The sequence below is a fragment of the Streptodolium elevatio genome (assembly GCF_053592165.1).
This window is the reverse complement of the sequence record NZ_JBSFVE010000004.1, coordinates 379764-400242: the sequence shown is the minus strand read 5'-3', so window position 1 is coordinate 400242 and position 20479 is coordinate 379764. Positions and strand designations below refer to the sequence as shown.

General features: G+C 72.8%; 17 protein-coding genes. 9 read left to right on the top strand and 8 right to left on the bottom strand.

Annotated elements, in window-relative coordinates; all coding sequences use genetic code 11:
• Nucleotide 1 precedes the first annotated feature (1 nt).
• The 3 genes from ACWD12_RS11525 to ACWD12_RS11515 all read left to right on the top strand — a co-directional run bounded on the left by ACWD12_RS11525 (nt 2) and on the right by ACWD12_RS11515 (nt 7019).
• Nucleotides 2-2635 carry a hypothetical protein gene (locus ACWD12_RS11525; RefSeq protein WP_450099347.1) on the top strand — a complete coding sequence of 878 codons (2634 nt, stop codon included), beginning with the start codon at nt 2-4 and terminating at the stop codon, nt 2633-2635.
• Between the two features lie 253 nt (nt 2636-2888).
• Nucleotides 2889-3974, top strand: coding sequence for a prephenate dehydrogenase (locus tag ACWD12_RS11520; RefSeq protein WP_450099346.1), 1086 nt, complete (start codon nt 2889-2891; stop codon nt 3972-3974).
• A 111-nt stretch (nt 3975-4085) separates the two neighbouring features.
• On the top strand, nt 4086-7019 hold the full coding sequence (locus ACWD12_RS11515; protein ID WP_450099345.1) for a helicase-associated domain-containing protein: 2934 nt from the start codon (nt 4086-4088) through the stop codon (nt 7017-7019).
• Nucleotides 7020-7120: 101 nt separating this feature from the next.
• Here ACWD12_RS11515 and ACWD12_RS11510 read toward each other — a convergent pair whose 3' ends face one another.
• From ACWD12_RS11510 to ACWD12_RS11490, 5 genes are all read right to left on the bottom strand, one after another.
• A complete protein-coding gene (locus ACWD12_RS11510; RefSeq protein ID WP_450099344.1) occupies nt 7121-8506 on the bottom strand; it encodes an FAD-binding oxidoreductase in 1386 nt (461 codons plus the stop codon).
• A gap of 212 nt (nt 8507-8718) precedes the next feature.
• Entirely contained in the window at nt 8719-9468 is a 750-nt protein-coding gene (locus ACWD12_RS11505; protein ID WP_450099343.1) for a M50 family metallopeptidase, read from the bottom strand.
• A gap of 121 nt (nt 9469-9589) precedes the next feature.
• Nucleotides 9590-10237 carry a TetR/AcrR family transcriptional regulator gene (locus ACWD12_RS11500; protein ID WP_450099342.1) on the bottom strand — a complete coding sequence of 216 codons (648 nt, stop codon included), beginning with the start codon at nt 10235-10237 and terminating at the stop codon, nt 9590-9592.
• Between the two features lie 54 nt (nt 10238-10291).
• Complete coding sequence (locus tag ACWD12_RS11495; protein ID WP_450099341.1) at nt 10292-10480, bottom strand: DUF397 domain-containing protein; 189 nt, start codon at nt 10478-10480, stop codon at nt 10292-10294.
• On the bottom strand, nt 10477-11016 hold the full coding sequence (locus ACWD12_RS11490) for a DUF5753 domain-containing protein (RefSeq protein ID WP_450099384.1): 540 nt from the start codon (nt 11014-11016) through the stop codon (nt 10477-10479). The genes ACWD12_RS11495 and ACWD12_RS11490 overlap by 4 nt, the downstream gene beginning before the upstream one ends.
• A gap of 78 nt (nt 11017-11094) precedes the next feature.
• Here ACWD12_RS11490 and ACWD12_RS11485 point away from each other — a divergent pair, with 78 nt between their 5' ends.
• Nucleotides 11095-11289 (top strand): hypothetical protein, encoded by a 195-nt coding sequence (locus ACWD12_RS11485; RefSeq protein WP_450099340.1) that lies wholly within the window; start codon nt 11095-11097, stop codon nt 11287-11289.
• Nucleotides 11290-11348: 59 nt separating this feature from the next.
• Here ACWD12_RS11485 and ACWD12_RS11480 read toward each other — a convergent pair whose 3' ends face one another.
• Nucleotides 11349-11978: a TetR/AcrR family transcriptional regulator gene (locus ACWD12_RS11480; RefSeq protein ID WP_450099339.1), complete on the bottom strand. Its 630-nt coding sequence runs from the start codon at nt 11976-11978 to the stop codon at nt 11349-11351.
• A gap of 156 nt (nt 11979-12134) precedes the next feature.
• On the opposite strand from ACWD12_RS11480, the gene ACWD12_RS11475 reads away from it, so the two are divergent.
• From ACWD12_RS11475 to ACWD12_RS11460, 4 genes are all read left to right on the top strand, one after another.
• Nucleotides 12135-12788, top strand: a complete 654-nt coding sequence (locus ACWD12_RS11475) for a CatB-related O-acetyltransferase (protein WP_450099338.1) — start codon at nt 12135-12137, stop codon at nt 12786-12788.
• A 136-nt stretch (nt 12789-12924) separates the two neighbouring features.
• On the top strand, nt 12925-14106 hold the full coding sequence (locus ACWD12_RS11470; protein WP_450099337.1) for a macrolide family glycosyltransferase: 1182 nt from the start codon (nt 12925-12927) through the stop codon (nt 14104-14106).
• A gap of 114 nt (nt 14107-14220) precedes the next feature.
• Nucleotides 14221-15450: an MFS transporter gene (locus tag ACWD12_RS11465; protein ID WP_450099336.1), complete on the top strand. Its 1230-nt coding sequence runs from the start codon at nt 14221-14223 to the stop codon at nt 15448-15450.
• A gap of 173 nt (nt 15451-15623) precedes the next feature.
• On the top strand, nt 15624-16805 hold the full coding sequence (locus tag ACWD12_RS11460; protein WP_450099335.1) for an epoxide hydrolase family protein: 1182 nt from the start codon (nt 15624-15626) through the stop codon (nt 16803-16805).
• A 93-nt stretch (nt 16806-16898) separates the two neighbouring features.
• On the opposite strand, the gene ACWD12_RS11455 is transcribed toward ACWD12_RS11460, so the two are convergent.
• Together ACWD12_RS11455 and ACWD12_RS11450 are read right to left on the bottom strand one after the other, a co-directional pair.
• A complete protein-coding gene (locus ACWD12_RS11455) occupies nt 16899-17873 on the bottom strand; it encodes an ABC transporter substrate-binding protein (protein ID WP_450099334.1) in 975 nt (324 codons plus the stop codon).
• Between the two features lie 140 nt (nt 17874-18013).
• Nucleotides 18014-19663, bottom strand: a complete 1650-nt coding sequence (locus ACWD12_RS11450) for an AMP-binding protein (RefSeq protein WP_450099333.1) — start codon at nt 19661-19663, stop codon at nt 18014-18016.
• 193 nt (nt 19664-19856) lie between these two features.
• On the opposite strand from ACWD12_RS11450, the gene ACWD12_RS11445 reads away from it, so the two are divergent.
• Nucleotides 19857-20459: a helix-turn-helix transcriptional regulator gene (locus tag ACWD12_RS11445; RefSeq protein WP_450099332.1), complete on the top strand. Its 603-nt coding sequence runs from the start codon at nt 19857-19859 to the stop codon at nt 20457-20459.
• Nucleotides 20460-20479: the final 20 nt, after the last annotated feature.

Genomic DNA, 20479 nt, shown 5'->3' with positions numbered 1-20479 from the left:
CATGGAGGGCTCCACCCAACCGACGACAAGTCGCCAGCCACTGCACCAGATCGTGTACCGGTGGCAGCGCCAGGACCTGTTCGGACGCAAGGGCCTCGGCCCGGCCGCCACTTCGCTGCCGGTCGCCGATCTCGCGCGGCTCGTGCCCGATCTGTCGGAGGCGGTGGCCGCCGAGTTCGGCGGCGACGGCGCACCGCAGAACAGTACGTCGCTGATCCACGTCGACTCGTTCGCGGCCGTCGTGCACCGCGTCGCCTCGGAGTTCGAACAGGGGCGGCTCGGCAACCACGCACACGTGCTGCTCGGCACCCGGGCCGCGCTGACCCCGCACGCGGTCCTGGCACTGGACGGCTGGTCCTGGCGCACCGGGCAGCCGCAACTGGCCGAGATACCCGTCGGGCGGCGGCTGGCCCGGGTACCCGACACCGTGCTGGACGACGCGCTGGCCGAACGGGCGTTCGCGCTCCGCGACGCGGCGCGGACCCGGGCGGAGGAGCTGACCGTGGTGCTCGCCGCCGTGCTCCGCCGCCCGACGATGGGCTTCTCGGTCCGGCTCGCGGACGTCGGCGATCCGGTCGCGCTGCTGTGGGGGCTGTTCGACCTCATCACCGTGCCGCTGCCGGGGCCGCTCACGTTCTCGACGTACGAGACGACGGACGGCACCACCAGGCCCCGCTTCGTCGTGGTGCCGCGCTGGCCCTCGCAGTCGTGGAGCGGGCGCCACCGCATCGACCCGGACTCAGAGGCACGCACCGACGTGTTCCGCGAGGCGGCCGAACTCATGGTGCGGCGCTACGTCGAGGACGACTGGGACACGATGTACCCGCTGCTGCGCGGGCTCCAGGGACTGCGGCGGCACCAGCCGTACGACCGGGCCGTGGAGATCCGTGACCGCTTCGCCGCCGGCACGGACCTCGGCGCGGGCGGGGGCACGCCGCTCCGGCTGTCCAACGAGGAGGTCGTCCCGGGCGAGTCGACGCAGGCGCTGTCGAGAGCGGCCGCCTGGCAGGAGGCGCGGCTCGCGGAGGAGGCCGCGGCAGCCGAGACCGGTCACGAAGCGGACGCCGGAGGCACCGGTCCCGCGGCCGAGGCGGGACGGGAGGCATGGTCCGACGTGGGGTCAGGCCCCCGAGCGGACACCGGACCCCATGCCGCATCGACAACGACAGCGGCACCGCCGACGGCGGCGGACCCGGGAACGGCAGGCGCGGCCGAGGTACGCGTCGCCGAGCCCCCCGTCCGGCCGGTGCGCGACGTGCCGCCCGACGAGCCCGACGCGACGCTGGACCAACTGCTCGGCGGCGACCCTCCGGAGACCGCACGTTCGGCGCCCGCCCGCTCGGACACGTCGGCGGTGATGTTCACCGAGCCGGCCGGTTCGGAGGTCGCCGCCGCCGAAGCCGCACCCCGCATCACCGGGGCGCCGCTGCCCCGGCGTACCCCGAACGCGGGCCACCCGGCGATCCCCACGACCAGGGACGGGCGGCAGACCGCGTCCTTGGCGCCGCCGCCGCACCCGGGCGACGCGGCGGTCCCGCCCGACGACGACCGGCCCGACGACTTCCGCCCCGAGGAAATCCGGGCCGAGGAGGTCCCGTCGGCCGAGGCGCTGCCCGAGGACACCGCCTCGGCCTCGCCCGCGGCCCGGTCCGTACTGCCCCGGCGCCCGCTGCGCGGCGTACGGTCCGCGCGGCCGAAGCGCCCCGGTGCCGGGCCGGAGCCGGACGTACCGGCGGAGCGGGCCGAGGCGCACCCGGCCGCCGGACGGGCCGAGGCCTACCCCGACCGTGACGCCGCGCCTGGTCTCGGCGGTCCGGAACCGGCCCCCGGCCAGGCGATCCACCAAGCGCCCGCAGCGGCACCCGAACCGGCGTCAGACGACCATGTGCCGGTTCAGGCGCCCGACCAGGGGCGCAAGCGAGCGGCGGAAGCGGACCGCGATCCCGATCTCGATCCCGGTCTCGCCCCCGAGGTCGGTGCCGATCACGATCTCGATCCCGTCCTGGCGGAACCCGAGGCGTTCCCGCTACGCCCGCCCGCGGCCGTTCCGCTGCGCCCCGAGGACCCGCCGCCCAGCGCGGGCAACGCCGACCGCGAGCGCTGGAAGCGGCGTGGCGTCTACGACGAGGACATCGACGCCCTGGAGTTCGCCGCCGACCAGGTGGCCGACGGCGGCGCGGACCGCGCGGTGGCGTTCGTCGAGGACGTCGTCGCCCTGGCCGTCGCGCTGGAGCTCGCCGACCTGCGCCTGCTGCCGTACGTCGCCGAGCACTTCCCGCGCCGCCTGGACGACGCGCCCAAGTGGACGCAGCGCGAGCGCCAGGCGGTACGCGACGTGCTGCTGCACCCGGCGCGGTATGGCGACCGCCTTGTGGAGGCGGGTGTCGAGGCGAAGGTCGTGCGGCGCATGTTCGAACGGCTGGTCCGGGTGGTCCTCACTCTGGAGAAGGACCCGGCCAGGCCGCTGCGGGCGCTGGCCCTCGACCTGATGAGCGACCGCCGCCGCCTCGCGCCGTACCCGGTGCTGGACGACGTGCTGCGGCGTTCGTCGTGGGAGCCCGCGTACTACCAGGAGCTGGGCCGCCGCTGGGCCGAGCTCAACCCGCCCGCGGAGCCGGAGCCGCCGACGGAGTAGCGACGCGAGGGCACCGGCAAGGCCGGCACGGCCCGGTTCGTGCCTGGTGAGCACCTGGCGAGTCCCTGGCGAGGGTCCGGCGAGCACCTGGTGAGCGCCCGGTCAGTGCGGGCCTGAGTGCCAGGTGAGTGCGGCCTGACGGCCGGGTGATCGCAGAGTGGGCACCGCGAGAGGGCACCGACGGACACGGATAACCTTGGGGGCAGCCCTGCCGTTTCCACAGGGCACCCCCACCAGCAACGGAGCGTCCCTGATGCGTACCGCCGCCGTGGTCGGCACCGGCCTTATCGGGACCTCCGTGGCACTTGCGCTCACCGCGCGCGGGATCACCGTCTACCTGCACGACGCGGACCCGACCGCGGTGCGTACCGCCGCCGCCCTCGGTGCGGGGCTCGACGAGGCGCCGCCCGCCGAGGTGGACCTGGCCGTGCTCGCGGTCCCGCCGGGGCGGATCGCCGCCGCGCTCAAGGAGTGCCAGGACCAGGGCCTCGCGCACAGCTACACCGACGTGGGGAGCGTCAAGGAGCAGCCGCTGCTCGACATCGAGGCCCTCCGCTGCGACGTGTCCCGCTACATCGGCGGGCATCCGCTGGCCGGGCGCGAGCGCTCCGGGCCCTTCGCGGCGCGCGCGGACCTGTTCGACGGGCGCCCGTGGGTGCTGACGCCGTCGAAGGAGACCGACACCGAGACGCTGAACCGCGCTCTGGAGATGGTCGCGCTGTGCCGGGCGGTTCCGGTGGTCATGGAGCCACGGGCGCACGACCATGCGGTGGCCCTCGTGTCGCATGCGCCGCACCTGGTGTCCGCGCTGATGGCGGCCCGCTTCGAGGACGCGGCCGACACGGCGACGCGGCTCGCGGGGCAGGGCGTACGCGACGTCACCCGCATCGCCGGATCCGACCCGCGCCTGTGGATCGAGATCCTCGGCGCGAACGCCACCGCGGTCGCCGACGTGTTGGCCGGGTTCGCGGACGACCTCAACGAGACCGTCACCGCCCTGCGCGAACTCGCCGCCGAGGACGACGCCAAGCGCCGCAGCGGCGAGGAAGGCATTGGCGGCATCCTGCGCCGCGGCAACGTCGGGCACGCGCGTATCCCCGGCAAGCACGGCGCGCCCGCCGCGCGGTACGAGTCCGTCCCCGTCGTGGTCGGTGACCAACCCGGTGAGCTGGCACGGCTGTTCGGGGACGTCGGGATCGCCGGCGTCAACATCGAGGACATGTCCATCGACCACTCGCCCGGTCGTCCGGCCGGTCTCGTCGAGCTCATGGTGGATCCGGCGGCGGCCGAGGGACTGGTGGTGGAACTGCGCCGCAAGGGGTGGAACGTACAGAGGTAGTCGCCGTACGGTCGCGCGAGGGGCGGGTTGCGGTCCCGACCGGGCATCGCCACCCCCGCGCCACCCCAGGGGAGTTGTCCTCCCGTCCGGGCCATCTGGCAGTCTGGAAGCGTGACGCTGTCCACCACAGACTCGCTCGCGGTGTACCTCGCCTCGCTTTCCGCATCGGACCTCGCGCGCATCGTCACCATGACCCCGACTGTGCCCGAAGAGCCCAGGCCCACGACGCTGCGCCATGTGGCGGTTTGCCTCGCGGATCCGGAAACGGCGTTGCTGGGCTGCTCGTTCCTCAGCCGGGGCGAACTCCAACTGCTCGAAGTGCTCTGGGCGGTCGCCGAGGAGCGGCCGCCGGGGGGTGCCGCGCGCCTGGGCCGGGAGGCCGGGCCGCGGCTCGACGACGACCCGGTCGTGGTCGTGGACCCTGAGGCGCTGCTCGGGCTGGTGTGCGGGCCCGACCGCCGCGAGGTGCGCGATCTCGGGCCCACACTCGACGCCCTCACCGGCCGCGTGCTGGCGTGGCCGGAGGACGGGCGGATACGCCTGCACCCGGGCGCCGCCTCGGTGTTCCCGCTGCCGCTGGGCCTCGGCGCGCCCGCGTACGGCCTGCTGCTCGGGCAGCGGCCCGAGGATCTCCACGCGATCGTCCGGGAGTTGGGCGGCCTGCCCGCGGGCCGCAAGGACGACAACGCGGTGCTCGCGGCGCGCCTGCTCGGCGACCCCGAGGTGGTACGCCGCATCGCCGCCCGCCTCGACCCCTCCGCGCGGGCCGCCCTCGACGAGCTCACCGAGGTGGGCATACGCCGTGACCCGGCCGCCGCGTGGGGCTACTACGGGCCGCGTACCAACGGAGGGCGGAGCGACGGGTTCGCCCGGCTTCGCCGCCGCGGCCTGCTGCTGCCGACCGGCGACGGCTGGGAGATGATGCCGCGCGAGGTGGCACTCGCGCTGCGCGGGGACGACTACCGGGTGCCGTTCGAGTCGCGCCCGCCGCAGGTGGCGACCGTGGCGGCGGATCGGGCGGCGGTGCTGCGGACCTCGGCGGCGTCCGCGTCCGCGGCCCTCGACGTCGCCGCGCGGCTGCTGCACGCCTGCGCGGTCGCGCCGCCGGGGCTGCTCAAGAGCGGCGGTGTCGGCGTACGCGAGATGCGTCGCCTGGCGCGCGAACTCGTGTGCGACGAGGGCACCGTGCGCTTGTGGCTGCATGTCGCGGAGTCGGCCGGGCTGCTGGTCCCGGATGCGGAGCGGGGGCGGGTGCTGCCGACGGCGGCGTACGACGCGTGGCTCGACGGCGAGCCCGCGGCGCGCCTGCTGGTGCTCGTCCGGGGCTGGGTCACGATGCCCGACGTACCGACGCTCGACGTGATCGACGCCGCGTCCCGCCCGGGCACCCGGCCTCCGGCACCGCTGTCCGGCACGTCGGCGCGCGGTGGGCTGGCCTTGGTGGCGCGTGGCACGCTCCTGCGCACGCTGGGGGCACTGGGCCCGGACCGGGCCGTGGCCGATCCGGCGTCGCTGGCCCGCTGCGTGGCGTGGGTGTGCCCGACGCCGTTCCGGCAGGGCATCGACGAGATGGTGGCGGGGTTCGAGCCGGCGGAAGGGGCCGCGTACGCGCCGGGACACGGCCACGGCCACGCGGCGGACGCGTACGCCGGGTCGGTGGTCGACGCGGCGGGCGAGTCCGCGGTCGAGACGGCCTTGGACACCGTCTTCGACTCGGCACTCGACCCCGAGACCGAGATCGACGCCGACCTCGAGGGCGACGCCGATATCGATGCCGCCCCCGAGATCGACGCCGATATCGATGCCGGGATCGAGGTCGACGCCGAGGCCGACACCGAAATCGGGGTCGGGGGCGACCTCGGCGACGCGAACTGCCTTGTGGCGACCGATCCGGGGCCCGTACGACCGGCCGAGTTCCCGTTGGTCGCACCCTGCGGGTGTGCGGACTGCCGGGACGTGGCGGACGAGATCGAGTCGGCGTACCGCGGACGCTTCGACGCGGTCGCGTTCACCGTCACCGCACTTCACGAAGCCGCGGCGCTCGGCCTCGTGGCGCACGGCGCGCTCACCGCCCTCGGCGGCGGCCTGGCGGTCCAGCACAGCGCCGCCGCACTTCTGGCGGTGGCCGAGGAGTTGGTGCCGCCCGCGACCCGTCGCGCGCGGTTCCGCCCCGACCTGACCGCCGCGATCGTGGGCACGCCGGCCGTAGAGCTGGTACGCCTGCTGAGCGGCTGCGCGGACCCCGAAGGGCCGGGCCGTGTCTGGCGGTTCTCCGAGGCGTCGGTCCGCCGCCACCTGGACGCGGGGGGCACCGCCGCGGGCCTGCTCGCCGACCTGGCCGAAGTCGCGATAGGCGAACTTCCCAAAGAAGTCGCGGACTTGATCCACGAGGTCGGACGCCGGTACGGCCGGGTCCGAGTCGCCTCGGCGGCCAGCGTCGTCTACTCCGACGACGAGGCGCTGGTCACCGAACTCCTGCACCACCGCGGCCTGTCCGAGCTACGCCTGCGGCGGATCGCGCCGACCGTCCTGCTCTGCGCGGAGCCGCTGGACGAGGCGGTCTACCACCTGCGTCGAGCGGGGTACGCGCCCGCCGCCGAGACCGAGACCGGCAGCGCGCTGGTCGAACGCCCCGCCGACTTCCGGGCGGAGAGCCCTGACAACGCCGATCCGGGCCGTACCGGAGGTCGCACCGTGGCGCTGCCCATGTCCGAGGACACGTCGGAGGCTTGGCGCTCCTGGGCTGCGGACCTGCTCGAAAGCGCGCTGCGCCCGCCCCCGCCGCTCACCGCGAAGGCGGCCCGACTGCACGAGGCGGCACCGCTGCTCGGCCCGGAGGACTGCCTCGTGCTGGCGCAGGCACTGGACCGGGGGAGCGCGGTACGGGTGGCCGCGACGGCGTACAACGGCGAGCCGATGACCAGCACGGTCGCGCACCTGGCGATGGCCGGCGACAGCCTCTACATGCGGCCGCCCAACGGCCGCCCGGCCCTGCTCCCGTTCCGTCTGGAAACCCTGTGGCTGGTCCTGCCCGCGGACGACTGATGCCGCGGTGGCGAGCGGTCCCGCGGTGACGACCCATGCCGCGGTGCTGATGTCGCGTTGATGCCGCGGTACCGATGCTGCGGGGACGTCGGGTCGTGCTGTCAGGCGGGGCGGATGTTCTGGTTCAGGTGGAAGACGTTGCCGGGGTCGTACTCGGCCTTGATCTCGGCCAGCCTGCGGTAGTTGTCGGGGCCGAAGCCGTCCACCACGCGGGTGTGGCCTTCGTCGCCGATGAAGTTGAGGTAGACGGATCCGGTTGCCCACGGCCGCATGTCGGCGCATACGTCGTGCGCCCACTGCACACCGCGCGTGTCGTCGGCCGGGTCCTCCCACATGCCGAACGGGTGGACGGCGTACGGAGCTTCGCGCCACGGCAACGGGAATCGCCCGTTGTCCCGGGCCAGTGCGCCGCCCTGCGGGAAGAACACGTGCAGCGACGCCGACGGGATGATCATCTCCGGCGAACGCGCGCAGAAGATGTCGACGGCTTCGTCCGGGAAGGACGTCAGATACTCGGCCGACCAGTAGTTCCGCATTCCGGGCGGGTCGTCGAGCATGCACTGGAAGGCGGGGTACGGGACTTCGGCGATCATCGCGCCTTCCGGCGCGAGGCCGAGGAAGGGGCCGGCGACGTCGCGGCACTCGGCTTCGGGGCCGGTGTACGTCACCAGCGCCGCCGCCACGAGCCGCCCCACCAGGTGCTCCGGCACGAACTCCTCGGGCGGACCGACCAGGTAGAGGAAGCCTCCGCCGACGGCGTCCGGTGCGGTGTCGCAGAAGTCGCGGTAGGTGCGCAGCACGTCGGGTCCGTACTCGGCGGGCCACATGAGCAACGCGACGCTGAAGGCGGGCAGTTCGTGCAGACGGAAGGTGAAGGAGGTGGCGACGCCGAAGTTGCCGCCGCCGCCGTGCAGGGCCCAGAACAGGTCCGGGTGCGAATCGGCGCTCGCCCGCAGGGCGGTGCCGTCGGCGGTGACCATGTCGACGGCGAGCAAGTTGTCGCACGCGAGCCCGAACCGGCGCTCCAGCCAACCGGATCCGCCGCCGAGGGTGAAGCCGCCGATACCGGTGGTGGACGCCCGCCCGCCGGTCGTCGCCAGGCCGTACGGCGCGGTGGCGTTGTCCATGTCCCCGATCGTCGCGCCGCCGCCCACGCGGACGGTGCGCGCGTCGGCGTCGACGGTGACGTCGTTCATGCGGCGAAGGTCGATGGTGAGTCCGCCGTCGGTGAGCGCCTTGCCGCTGACGCCGTGCCCGCCGCAGCGTACGGAGACCTCCAACTCGGCGTCGCGGGCGGCTTCGAGGGCGAGGGCGACGTCGTCGGGACTCGTGCACTGCGCGATGGCGCCGGGATGCCGGTCGATGGCGCCGTTGAAGACGACGCGGGCCTCGTCGTACCCGGGGGAGCCGGGGAGCAGGACGTCGCCGCCGAATGTGCCGCGCAGGCTGCTGCCGAGTTTTGCGGCGTCTGGGCCGAGGGTGGTCATGGTGTGCCCGCTTTCGCGTGGTCTCCCCGAGCCTCTGGAGTCCCTGGCGCGCCGAGGGCAGGACGTCCTGGCAGGACGGGCAGGCCACAACGGCCAAGCCGGAAGGGCCGCACGAACGCGCCGCTCTCTCCACCGTAGACCGAGACACCCGGACGCAATACCCGAATTGCCTCTTTGATCACGAATGCCTGCCTAGTGGGCGCCACTACCCGTCATCCGGTGGGCCAAGGCGCGAGCAGGAGTGCGGATGCCGCGTACGTTGCCAGCACCATCCAGACGAAGGTCGCCATCCAGAACGCGGCCGGCAGGCCGGTCTCCGCGACGAGGTTGTCGACGTCGTCCGTTTTGTGCTGGCCGAGCCTGCGCCGCCTGAGCATTTCGAACACCGAGCGGACGGCCCCGGCCGCCAGGAACCAGGCCATCAGGTGCGCGACGCCCGTCTGCGCGCGCGGATCGGCCAGCGCTATGACCGCGACGAGCCCGGCCACGAAGAAGATGGTCACGAAGACGCCGTAGACGGTCCGGATCTTGACGAGCATCAGCAGAGCCAGACACGCGACGACGCATAGTGTGAGGGACGCCCGCCCTCGGCCGATGAGCACGGCCGCGCCCAGCGCGACCAGGCCCGGGGCCGGGTAGCCGGCCAGGGACCCGAGCACCGCCTTGGCTCCCTTGCGCTCGCCGAGCGAATGCACCGCGCCCGAGGTGTTGGCGTTGAGGAGGATCTTGGTGACCCTGCGGCGGGAGAGCACCGCCACCAGAGCGTGCCCGCCCTCGTGCAGCATCGTGACGTAGATGCGCAGCAGGCCCCAGGACTCCCGCTTCACGACCCCGAGCGTGGCCGCACACGCGACTAGGACGACCGCTTCCCGGGGCGGCGCCGACTGTGTGCCCAGCACCACGTCCAACAGCTCACGCGGTGAACGCGCCTCCACACCGAACCCCGTCCCCCGTGCCGTCACGAAGGCCGATGATCGCAAGCGCGGCCCACACGGCGGTCGGCACCGCGCGAATCGGCCGGTGGCCCGCGTCCCGGGGCAAAACCACCGCGTCAGCGGGCTATGCGCTGCGCGGAGGCGGATGTCAGGCGGTCTCGGTGGAAGTGCGGCCGTAGATAGAGCGGGCCACGACCGCGCTGAGTGCGTCGAGCAGGTCGTCGGGCACCGGGTCGGTGCCCGACGGGCCGATGGCTTCGGTGAGGGCGTGCGTCAGCAGTTGCACGAGCAGTCCGGCGAGCGTCGCGGCCGGGGGCCCGTCGGGGGCGAGGCCGCTCTCCCGGTCGCGCTCGATGCGGGCGGTGGCGTTGGCGGTCAGGCGGCCGAGCATGCGGTCCCGGCACTCCAGCAGAGCGCCGGTCGCGTCGTCCCGCAGGACCACCTTCAGCAGCGGGCCGTGCCGCTCCCACAGCGAGACCAGGCCCGCGAGCGAGTCCCGCAGCTCCTTGCGGCTGCCGCCGGGGCTGGTCAGCCAGCTGTCGGCCACCGCCAGGATCGCGTCGCCCACGGGGTCGAGCAGCGCTTCGAAGACGGCCTGCTTGCCGGCGAAGTAGAAGTAGAAGGTGGGCCGGGAGATCCCGGCCCCGGCGACGAGGTCGTCGATGGTGATCCGGGCCGGCGACTTGTCCGCCAGCAGCGCGCTCGCGGTACGCAGGATCGCCTCCTCGCGCAGGTCGCCCTTGCTCGGGCCGCGCCTGCGGCTGCTCCTGCGGTCGCCCGACCCGCGCTCGTCCATGCCGCCATTATCCGGCCTGCCCCCGGCCGACCGGACCCGGCGCCACGGGCCGACCTACCGGTCGCGGAGCGACGCCAGAAGCTCCGTCCAGGCGGTCGCCGAGACGCTGAGGTGGCCCCGCCCAATGTCCTTGCTGTCGCGCACGCCGAAGGACGCAGCCACGGCGGCTACCTCCACGCAATTGCCGACATCGTTGTTGCCGCTGTAACTGGACTTGCGCCAAGCGGCGTCCTCATTGCTCACAGCATCTCCAAGAGGTCACTGAGAACTTGTACCGAGTGACGTGGAGAGTGCGCCTCGGCGCGCATCGGATCGTAGCGGCACTCCACGTCCAAGACGGCTTGGTCGTCAGTGACGAGGCGTCCCGATCCCATGCCTTCGCAGTACGCAACCTCTCCGCGTCCTGGGATCGAGATCAGCACGATAGGGCCGTTCATGCAAGCGTGAAGACCGCAACTGATCGGCACAACTTCGATATTGACGTGCGGCATCCAGGCGATCGTGAGCAAGTGCTCCAACTGCTCCCGCGCGACCTCGTGCGGCAGGTGGCGCAGGCGGCTCAAAGCGGTCTCGTCCACGACGGCCCAGACGATTGGCGGATCGGGCTTGAGGAGGACCTTTCGGCGATCCAGGCGTTCTGCCACCTGGTTGTCGATCTCCTGCGGCGATTTACGGACCTGCCGGAACAGTTCGCGGATGTAGCCCTCGGTTTGAAAGAGTCCGGGAACCGTCTGGGGCTCGTACATGCGAATGCGCGCAGCCCGTTCCTCCGCGTGGATGTATCCCTCCCACCACAGCGGTTTGCCCGCCGACGCCCGGCGGGCGGCCAGACGATTCGACTACTCAGGAGGACCGGAATGGCCGACGGAGACGTTCACCCACCTCGCCGCAGCCGCATGACCATGCGGGCGTACCACCGCAGTGCCGACGGAACCGAGGTCCAGCTCGGCCCTGTTCGCGAAGTCGTCTGTCATCGCGATTTCGTGGTCCTGCAGCCGATGCCCGCGGCGTGGCCGGACTGCGACTGCGCCGAGTGCCGGGTGCGGGCCTGACCGTTCGGTCCTCCCGGCCGAGACGAACGCCCCGAATCGGCCTGCCGGATGCGGGCTCGTCATGTTCCCCCGTCCTCGGGGACCGAGAAGGCGCCCGCCTTGGCTGCCAATACCGCTGCTGCTGCCGCCCGTTCCGGGATGTCCGGGTCCGGAACGGCGCGCAGGAGCACCAGTTGGTGGTAGATGGGCGCAGTTGCGGCGATCAGCAGGCTCCGGGCGTCCGTGCGCTGTGCGGTGGGGAGTTCGCCGCGCCGGGCGGCGCGTTCGACCAGGACCTCGCACTGGGTGTAGCGGTCGCCCCACAGTTGCGTCTGCGCCCGCGCGGCTTGTTCGGAGTGGAACGAGGCGGCCATCAGGGCGACGGCGAACGAGGGCTGTTCGGTAATGGACGCCTGGATCTCCCGGTTGAGCGCCGTCAGGTCGCCGCGCAGCGAGCCGGTGTCCGGCGGCTGCCACGCGATCTCGCCGGCGGCGCCGATGAGGTCGGCGAGCAGGCCGCCGACGTCGCGCCAGCGCCGGTAGACGGTGGCGCGGTGCACCCCGGCCCGGGTCGCCACACCTTCCATCGTGAGTCCCTCGTGACCGCTTTCGGCGAGTTCGGCGCGTACCGCGTCGAGCACCTGGGCGCGGACGCGGGCGGTGCGTCCGCCCGGGCGGCGGTCCGTCGTATTGGGCGGCGGGTTTGTCATCGGCGAACCACTATCCGGTTGATCGAGGCGGGTGGGCTGTGCGAGCATCTTAACGCGATGGCTGTCGCTATAGTGTCGATCTTCAGGATCCCGGCGGCTGGCCCGCGGGCGTTCCCGAAGGCACGACCCAGGCCCACTGGAGAGGACTCGCCCACCATGCCGCCCGTTCCCGCCGACCCCACGGTGCTCCACCCGATGCCCGGGCAGCCGCGCGTGGTCCTGCTCAAGCCCCTGGTGAAGTCGCCGCTGATCGAGGTCGGTGACTTCTCGTACTACGACGACCCGGACGACCCGACCGCGTTCGAGACGCGCAACGTCCTCTACCACTACGGGCCCGAGCGGCTCGTCATCGGCAAGTACTGCGCGCTGGCCACCGGCACGCGGTTTGTCATGAACGGCGCCAACCACCGTATGGACGGCCCGTCCACCTTCCCGTTCCCGACCATGGGCGGCTCCTGGGCGGACCACTTCGACCTGATCACCGGTCTGCCGAGCCGGGGCGACACGGTAGTCGGCAACGACGTGTGGTTCGGCCACGGTGCCACGGTGATGCCCGGTGTACGCATCGGCCACGGCGCGATCATCGCCGCCGGGGCCGTGGTCACCGGCGACGTCCTCGACTACGGCATTGTCGGCGGCAACCCGGCCCGGCTCATCCGTACCCGCTACAACGCCGCGGACGTCGCCCGGCTCCTCGCCGTGGCGTGGTGGGACTGGCCCGTGCGGCACATCACCGAATACGTGCGGACGATCATGTCCGGCACCGTCGCCGAGCTGGAGGAGGCCGCCGCGCAGCTCAACCCGTCCTGACACCACGTTCCCCCGACGGCAGCCCAGGACGACTGCCGGCCCACGTCGCGTCGGTGTCCCGCCCCCGGCCCCGCGACGCGTAGGCGTCCCGTCACCCGGCCCGCCCCCGACACGCGCCTGAAACGAGTGATCGCCCATGGCCCCGCGCCGCGCCCATATTGCGATGGTCGGAATCCCCATCGTCAGCCACGTCCTGCCCAGCCTTGCGCTCGTTCGCGAACTGGTGGCCCGCGGGCACCGGGTGACCTATGCCAACGACCCGCTGATGGCCGAACGTATCGAGGCCGTCGGTGCGGAACTGGTGCCGTGTACCTCCACGTTGCCCGTCGCGGACAACGCCTGGCCGGACGATCCCATCGCCGCGGCAAGCCTGTTCCTCGACGACGCCGTCCAGGCGCTCCCGCAACTGCGTGCCGCCTACGACGACGATCCGGCCGACCTCTACCTCTACGACATCGGCGCCTATGCCGCGCGCGCCCTCGCCGAAGCGCAGAACCGCCCCCTCGTGCAACTGTCCCCGACGTTCGTCGCCTGGGACGGCTTCCAGGAGGAGGTCGGTGCACATCTGCGGAAGCTGCCGGGCGCGGACGCGTACCGGGACAGGTTCGCGGAATGGCTCGCCGGCTGCGGCGCGACCACCACTGACGTGGACACCTTCTCGGGCCCGCCCGACCGGGCGCTCGCCCTGATCCCGCGCGCGATGCAACCTCACGCCGAACGAGTCGACACCGGCACCGTGACCTTCGTCGGCCCCTGCTTCGACGGCCCGGCGGACACGGACGCCTGGGCCCGCCCCGAGGCGGCGGACAATGTGCTGCTGGTCTCGCTCGGTTCGGCGTACACTCGTCAACCGGCCTTCTACCGCCAGTGCATCGCCGCTTTCGGCGACCTGCCCGGCTGGCACGTCGTGCTCCAGGTCGGCAAGTACACCGACCGCGGGCAGCTGCGGCCCGTGCCGTCCAACATCGAGGTGCACCCCTGGGTCCCCCAGCGGGCGATCCTCGAACAGGCCGAGGCCTTCGTCACCCACGCCGGCATGGGCGGCTGCGCCGAAGGGCTCCTCGCCGGCGTGCCCATGATCGCCGTCCCGCAGGGGGCCGAGCAGTTCATGAACGCCGACCGGCTCGTGGGGCTCGGCGTCGCCCGTCGCGTGGACACCGCCGATGCGACCGCCGAGACCCTTCGGACGGCGCTGCGCGACCTGGTCGCGGATCCGGAACGGGTACGCCGGTCCGCGCAGTTGCGGGCCGCCGCCCGCGACGAGGGTGGCACCCGGCGCGCCGCCGACCTCATCGAGGACGCACTCGCCCCCGCGTGAATCGTCCCGGAGCTCGGCGTGATCGGGCTTGTTCGGCCGCGTACGCAACGCGAGCTGCTGTTCTGGGCTTTCGAGCCCGCGACACAGTGCCTTGCAATGCGGACGGAGCGACGCATGACCACCGACTCGGTGAGGGCCGAAGCCCCGGCTACCGGCCGGAACACACCCCTTCTGTTCATGTCGGTCTTTCTGGTCGCGCTGAACCTGCGGCCCGCGCTGACCTCGGTCGGTCCGCTGCTCGGGACCATCGGTGAGGACGAGAACCTCAGCGAGGGACTGCAGGGCCTGCTCGGTGCCCTGCCGCTGCTGGCCTTCGCCGTTGCCTCGCCGCTGGTCCACCACCTGTCCCGCCGCCTCGGCACAGAGCGGTCGGTACTGGTGGCCATGTTGGTCCTGTGTGCGGGCATCACGGTCCGTTCGTACGCGGACAGCGTCGGCCTGTGGGTCGGGACGATGATCACGGGTTGCGCCATCGCCGTGGGGAACGTCCTCGTCCCCGCGCTGGTCAAGCGCGACCACAGCTCCCACGTCTCACGGGCCCTCGGCGTCTCCTCCGCGTGCATGACCCTGGGGGCCGCCGTCGCCTCCGCGTTGGCGGTCCCGCTGTCGGAAGTGACGGGATGGCGCGGTGCGTTGGCCCTGTGGGCCGTCCCGGTGTTCCTGGTGGCCGTGCTGTGGTCTCCGCGTGCCCGCCCCGCGGCCCCCGTCGCTCCCGGCGCCCCGCCGCGCGGGCTCGACACTCCGGTAAGCGTGTGGAGGCAGCCCACGGCGTGGCTCGTCACCGCGTTCATGGGACTGCAGTCCACGACCTTCTACGTCATGGTCACCTGGCTGCCGACGATCGGGACGTCCGCGGGATCCACGGCGGGGGAGGCCGGGGTGCACCTGTTCGTGTTCCAACTCGCCGGCATCGCCTCGGGCCTGGCCGTCACCCGGCTCATACGCCCCGAAGGCCAGGTCGCCGCCGCAGTTGCGGCGAGTGCGCCGATGCTCGTCGGAGTCCTCGGACTGCTCGCCGCCCCGGGCTTGAGTCTGCTGTGGGCCGCCGTCGCCGGACTGGGGCCCGGTGCCTCGCTCGTCGTCGGCCTCTCGCTGATCAGTCTGCGAGGCCGGACGCACCAGGAGACGACCCAGCTCTCCGGGATGGCCCAGTCCGTCGGGTACCTCTTCGCGGCGACCGGCCCGGTCGTCACCGGGTACCTCGCCCAGGCCACCGGCTCGTGGAGAGCGTCCCTGCTCGTGATCGCTTTCCTGGCCACCGTCCAGATCGCCGTGGCAATATCCGCAGGCAGGGTGCGCGACAGGGAGCCGCGGCCCGCCGGGAAGGACGAGTCCGAGGCATAACGGCGGACGTCGGCCCATCGGCACCACCGCCACCACGAACGCGCGCGACCCGCCGGCCCGTACGCGCGCAGCCCGCCGACGCGGCGCCGCGCGTCGTGGGATCTTCCGCCATACGCTCGCCCGTCGCCGCCGCCTACCCGGCAAGACCAGGAGGAGCGGTTAGCATCCCGGACATGTCGGACGTACAGCCCCGCCCTGAATCGTTCACTCCGAAGACCGATGCCGCGGCGATCGAGGACCTTCGGGCCCGGTTGCACGCGACGCGGTGGCCGGACGCGCCCAAGGACGCGGGCTGGTCCATCGGGACCGACCTGGACTACCTGCGCGAGCTGGTCGCCTACTGGGCCGACGAGTTCGACTGGTCGGTGCACGAGGCGGCGCTTGCCCGGCTGCCACGTTTCCGCACCCGGGTCGGCGGCCTTGGGATCCACTTCGTGCACGCCCGGGCAGTCGCGCCGCGCGGCCCCGTGGTGCCGCTCGTCCTTTGCCACGGCTGGCCGGACTCGTTCTGGCGGTACACGAAGGTCGTCCCGCTCCTCACCGGCCCGGGCGCGCACGGCGCGGACCCCGCCGACGCGTTCGACGTGGTCGTACCCGACATGCCGGGGTTCGGGTACTCGGACCGCCCGACCGGCGCGCCGCTCGACTCCATGGCCGTCGCCGGCCTGTGGGCCGAACTGATGGACCTGCTCGGCTACCCGCGGTTCGGTGCGGCAGGCGGTGACATCGGCAGCCATGTGAGCCGCTACCTGGGGCTGGAACGGCCCGAACGGGTCGTGGCGGTGCACCGTACGGACGCGGGCGTGCCGCTCTTCACCGGGGACCCGGCGGAGCTGACGCCCGAGGAGCGCGCCTGGATCCAGGACGTGGCGGCCTGGGGCGGGACAGAGGGCGCCTACGCCGCTGTGCACCGCACGAGGCCGCAGACCGCCGCCTTCGGGCTCACCGACTCGCCGGCGGGCCTCGCCGCGTGGATCGTCGAGAAGCTGCGGGCGTGGAGCGACTGCGGGGGTGACATCGAACGGGCGTACACCAAGGACGAGATCCTGACGCTGCTCTCGATCTACTGGTTCACCGGCACGATCGGCTCGTCGATGCGCATGTACCGGGCGAACTCCGCGATCCCGCCCGCGCAGCTCGCCCGGCGGGTCGAAGTGCCCTCCGGTTTCTCGCTGTTCCCCGGCGACATCCTGCGCCCGCCGCGGGCCTGGCTCGAACGTACGGCAAGCGTCGTACGCGTGACCGAGCCCGCCCACGGTGGACACTTCGCGGCCTTCGAGGCGCCGGAGATTTTCGCCGAGGAACTGCGGTCGTTCTTCCGGCCGTTCCGCGCCGAGTTCGGCCGAGTCGGTTGACACCGCCCCGGCGCGCGCCGGCCCCGGATGCCACCGGGTAGGGCGAACGACCGCAGCGGACCAAGGCGTTCGTCGAACTTGTCGCAGTACGCCTCAAGGCGTGCGGCGTCCGCGTCCTGGAAGCGAAGCCGGGCCTCGTCCGGGCGGCAGGCGGCGGGCCTCCTCGGGCGTGACCGGCTCGCCCACCCGCACGCCGTGCAGCACGTTCGCGATCACCTCCGCGCCGCGGACCACGCGCGGCCCGGGCCGGTTGAAGTACGCCGGCCCGTCGAGTACCCACACCGCGTTGTCGCGCACCGCCCGAAGCTCCGGCCATCCCGGCAGGCCGGTCAGCAACTCCGCCTCCGCCAGCGTGCGTTCGGGCGGGAATCCGCAGGGCAGGACCAGGATCACGTCGGGTTCCGCCGCGCGCAGCGTCGCCCAGTCCATGGCCGCAGTGTGCTCGCCGGGCGCGGCCAGCAGCGCTTCGCCGCCCGCAGCGGCGATCTGCTCGGGCACCCAGTGCCCGGCCGGCCACAGCGGGTCCAGCCACTCGATCGCCGCGACCCGGGGACGCGGGCGGCCCCCGGTGGCGGCCGCGACCGCCTCGCCGACGGCCGCAAGGCGGGCGCGCAGCGCCGCGACGCGCTCGGCGGCCACCTCCGGGACGCCGAGGACCGAGCCGACCTGCACGATGCAGTCCAGCACGTCCGGCAGGGTCTTCGGCTCCAGGCTGAGCACCGTGGCCTCGTTCGGCATCACGCGTACGGCGTCGGACACCGCGGTGTACGACACGGCGCACACGTCGCACAGGTCCTGCGTCAGCACGAAATCGGCGGCTGATGCGCCCATCGCCTCGACGTCCAGCGTGTAGAGCGAGGAACCGCCGTGCGCCGCGCCCCCGACCGCGGCGGAGATCTCCCGGCTGGTGAGCCGGTCCGCATCGAACTCGGCGGCGGTCACCACGGGCACGTGCGCGACGGCGTCCCGCGGCCAGTCGCACTCGTGGGTGCGGCCGACCAGGGCGTCGGCCAGACCGAGTTCGGCGACGATGTCGGTGGCGGCGGGGAGCAGGGACACGATGCGCATACCCGCAGCGTACGTCGGGTGCCGGCCACGCCCGTCGCGCGTCGGGACGTGGAGGTCGGTGTTCCGGGACGCGGTCCGCGATGTGGGCGCGGGTGGGCCGTGGCCGCCCCGAATCGGGCGAGCCGGCCGGCCACGCCGGCTCAGTCCTCCAGCAGGTGCGAGCGGTCGTGTTCGGCGAACGCCTTCGCCAGCGCGTCGCGGTCGTCCTCCGTCATGATCCGGTACGCCGAGTCGCGCTCCGGCCGCCACCACACCGTGTCGCTCGTCCGCCAGCCCTCGCGGCGCAGCCCGTTCTTGTCCGTCTTGCTGGTCGCGGTCACCGGCATCGCGTCGAGCATGCGGACGAACCGCGGCGGCATCTTGGTGCCGAGGTCGGCCTGTGCGGTGAGGAATTCCGCGAAGCGGTCCGGGTCGAAGTCCGTCTCCGGGGCCGGTACCGCCGCGGCCATGACCAGGTCGCCGACCGCCGGGTCGGGGGTGGCGTACACGGCGACCGCGGCGAAGGCGTCGTGGCGGGCGAGGATGTTCTCGATGGTGTGCACGGCCAGGTTCTCGCTGTCCACGCGCAGCCAGTCGTTGCCGCGTCCGGCGAAGTAGAGGTAGTCGTCCGCGTCGCGGTAGAAGAGGTCGCCGGTCCAGAACTTGCCCTGCCTGAGCCGCGCTTCGCTGGCCTCGGGGTTGCGCCAGTAGCCCTGGAAGTTGCGGCTGGGCGCGGTGCTGACCAGCTCGCCGATCGCCTCGGCGCCGTTCAGCAGGCGTCCGGCCTCGTCGAACTCCGCGCGTGCGCACTCGTGTTCGGTCTCCGGGTCGAGCACGACAAGGCCGGGGACGGCGGGGCCGATGGCCCGGTCGGGCGTACCGGGTGCCCACTGGAACGACACCCCGCCTTCGGAACTCCCGTACCCCTCGCGCAGCGGGCAGCCGAAGCGCGCCTCGAAGCGGGCGCGGTCGACGGCGCCCGCCTCGGTGCCGTAGGCGGCGACGAGCGGGTTCGCGGCGTCGGCGGGGTGCGGCGGGGTGGCCAGGATGTAGGAGATCGCGCGGCCGACGTACGTGAAGTAGGTGGCGCCGTAACGGCGTACGTCGGGCAGGAACCCTGAGGCGGAGAACTTGCGGCGCAGGGCGGTGGCCGCGCGCGCGTGCAGCGCGGGCGCCCAGTTCGCGATCACCGCGTTGCCGTGGAACAGCGGCATGGGGATGTAGCAGACCGATTCGGGGGAGAGTGCGAACTGCCGAGCCATGCCGGCCGCCGACGCCGCGATGCGGCCCTGGGTGCTGGGCACGGCCTTGGGCGCGCCGGTCGAGCCCGAGGTGAAGGTGATCATGAACCGGGTTTCCTCGGTGACCGTGCCGTCGTCGGGCGGCAGCGGAGCGCCGCGCTGGCCGGCCAGGAGGGCCGCGTACTCGGCGGTCTCCACGACGAGTACGGGGGTGTCGGCGAGTTCGGCCTGCCCGTCGAGCAGTTTGGCGTGCGTGCGGTTGGTGACGACGACCGCGCACTCGGAGTGCCGGATGTCGCGGGCGAGGTCGGCGCCGCGACGGGTGGAGTTGATGCCCACCACCGTCGCGCCGGCGAGGGCCGCGGCCTGCATCCACAGCACGAACTCGGGTTCGTTGTCGAGCAGTAGTCCGATGTGCGGCTCGCCCTCGCGGTGCAGGCCCTTCCACAACGCGGCGCGTTCCGCCGCGCCCGCGCCCAGTTCGTGGTGGGTCAGCACGCGGTCCTCGAAGAACAACCCGGGGCGGTCGTCGCCCCACTGCCCGCGGACCAGGTGGGCGACGGTCGTCATGGGTGACGCCTTTCTGCGACGGCTTGTCTCGGAGGACCCGATAACTTCCCTCTGGGAAGTTCGGCCATCGTGGCGGCGCGGCCCGCCGAAGTAAACGGTGTGTCGCGAACGTCACTGCCGGGCGCCGGCCCGTGCCGTTCGGCGCGACCGGTCGTCGGCGGGGGCGCGTACCCCGGGCCCGTACGCTGGGCCCGTGCCTCCCGCCGAATGGTTGCCGACCACCACCTACACGATCCTCGGACTGCTCTCGTACGAGCGCGAACTGTCCGGTTTCGAGGTCAAGCGCTGGGCCGACACCAGCCTGCGGTTCTTCTACTGGAGCCCGGCCACCAGCCAGGTCTACCGGGAACTCGAGCGCCTGGCGGACGCCGGGCTGGTCAGCTCGCGCGTCGTCCCCGGGCAGACCGCGCGCAGCAAGCGCGTCTACCGGATCACCGCGGAGGGCCGTACCGAGCTGACCCGCTGGATCGAGGAGGCCCCGGTCGAGCCGACGCTCATCCGCGACTCCGTCGTCCTGCGGATCTGGCTCGGCCACATGGCCGACCCCGAACGCCTGCGCGAACTCCTGGAGGAGCACCGCGCCCGGCTGCAGGCGCTGATCCCCGAGGTCCGCAAGCTCGGCGAACTGGCCGCCGTCCACTCCACCTGGGCGTACCCCGAACTCGTCTCGCAGTGGGGCGAACTCCAGTACGAGGCCGAACTGCGCGGCATCGACCTGCTCCTGGCGGGCATCGACCGCGCCCATCCCCGGGGCGGCGTCCCCGGCGAAGCCGACGGCGCGGACACGCCGCACTGAGCCGGGTCGACCGCCAACCG

Excerpts from the sequence above, each read along its gene's own strand:
- ACWD12_RS11465 (WP_450099336.1), top strand. The coding sequence starts at position 14,221 with ATGACCACCGACTCGGTGAGGGCCGAAGCCCCGGCTACCGGCCGGAAC.
- ACWD12_RS11460 (WP_450099335.1), top strand. The coding sequence starts at position 15,624 with ATGTCGGACGTACAGCCCCGCCCTGAATCGTTCACTCCGAAGACCGAT.
- ACWD12_RS11470 (WP_450099337.1), top strand. The coding sequence starts at position 12,925 with ATGGCCCCGCGCCGCGCCCATATTGCGATGGTCGGAATCCCCATCGTC.
- ACWD12_RS11520 (WP_450099346.1), top strand. The coding sequence starts at position 2,889 with ATGCGTACCGCCGCCGTGGTCGGCACCGGCCTTATCGGGACCTCCGTG.
- ACWD12_RS11450 (WP_450099333.1), bottom strand. The coding sequence starts at position 19,663 with ATGACGACCGTCGCCCACCTGGTCCGCGGGCAGTGGGGCGACGACCGC.
- ACWD12_RS11455 (WP_450099334.1), bottom strand. The coding sequence starts at position 17,873 with ATGCGCATCGTGTCCCTGCTCCCCGCCGCCACCGACATCGTCGCCGAA.
- ACWD12_RS11480 (WP_450099339.1), bottom strand. The coding sequence starts at position 11,978 with ATGACAAACCCGCCGCCCAATACGACGGACCGCCGCCCGGGCGGACGC.
- ACWD12_RS11500 (WP_450099342.1), bottom strand. The coding sequence starts at position 10,237 with ATGGACGAGCGCGGGTCGGGCGACCGCAGGAGCAGCCGCAGGCGCGGC.
- ACWD12_RS11485 (WP_450099340.1), top strand. The coding sequence starts at position 11,095 with ATGGCCGACGGAGACGTTCACCCACCTCGCCGCAGCCGCATGACCATG.
- ACWD12_RS11510 (WP_450099344.1), bottom strand. The coding sequence starts at position 8,506 with ATGACCACCCTCGGCCCAGACGCCGCAAAACTCGGCAGCAGCCTGCGC.
- ACWD12_RS11525 (WP_450099347.1), top strand. The coding sequence starts at position 2 with ATGGAGGGCTCCACCCAACCGACGACAAGTCGCCAGCCACTGCACCAG.
- ACWD12_RS11475 (WP_450099338.1), top strand. The coding sequence starts at position 12,135 with ATGCCGCCCGTTCCCGCCGACCCCACGGTGCTCCACCCGATGCCCGGG.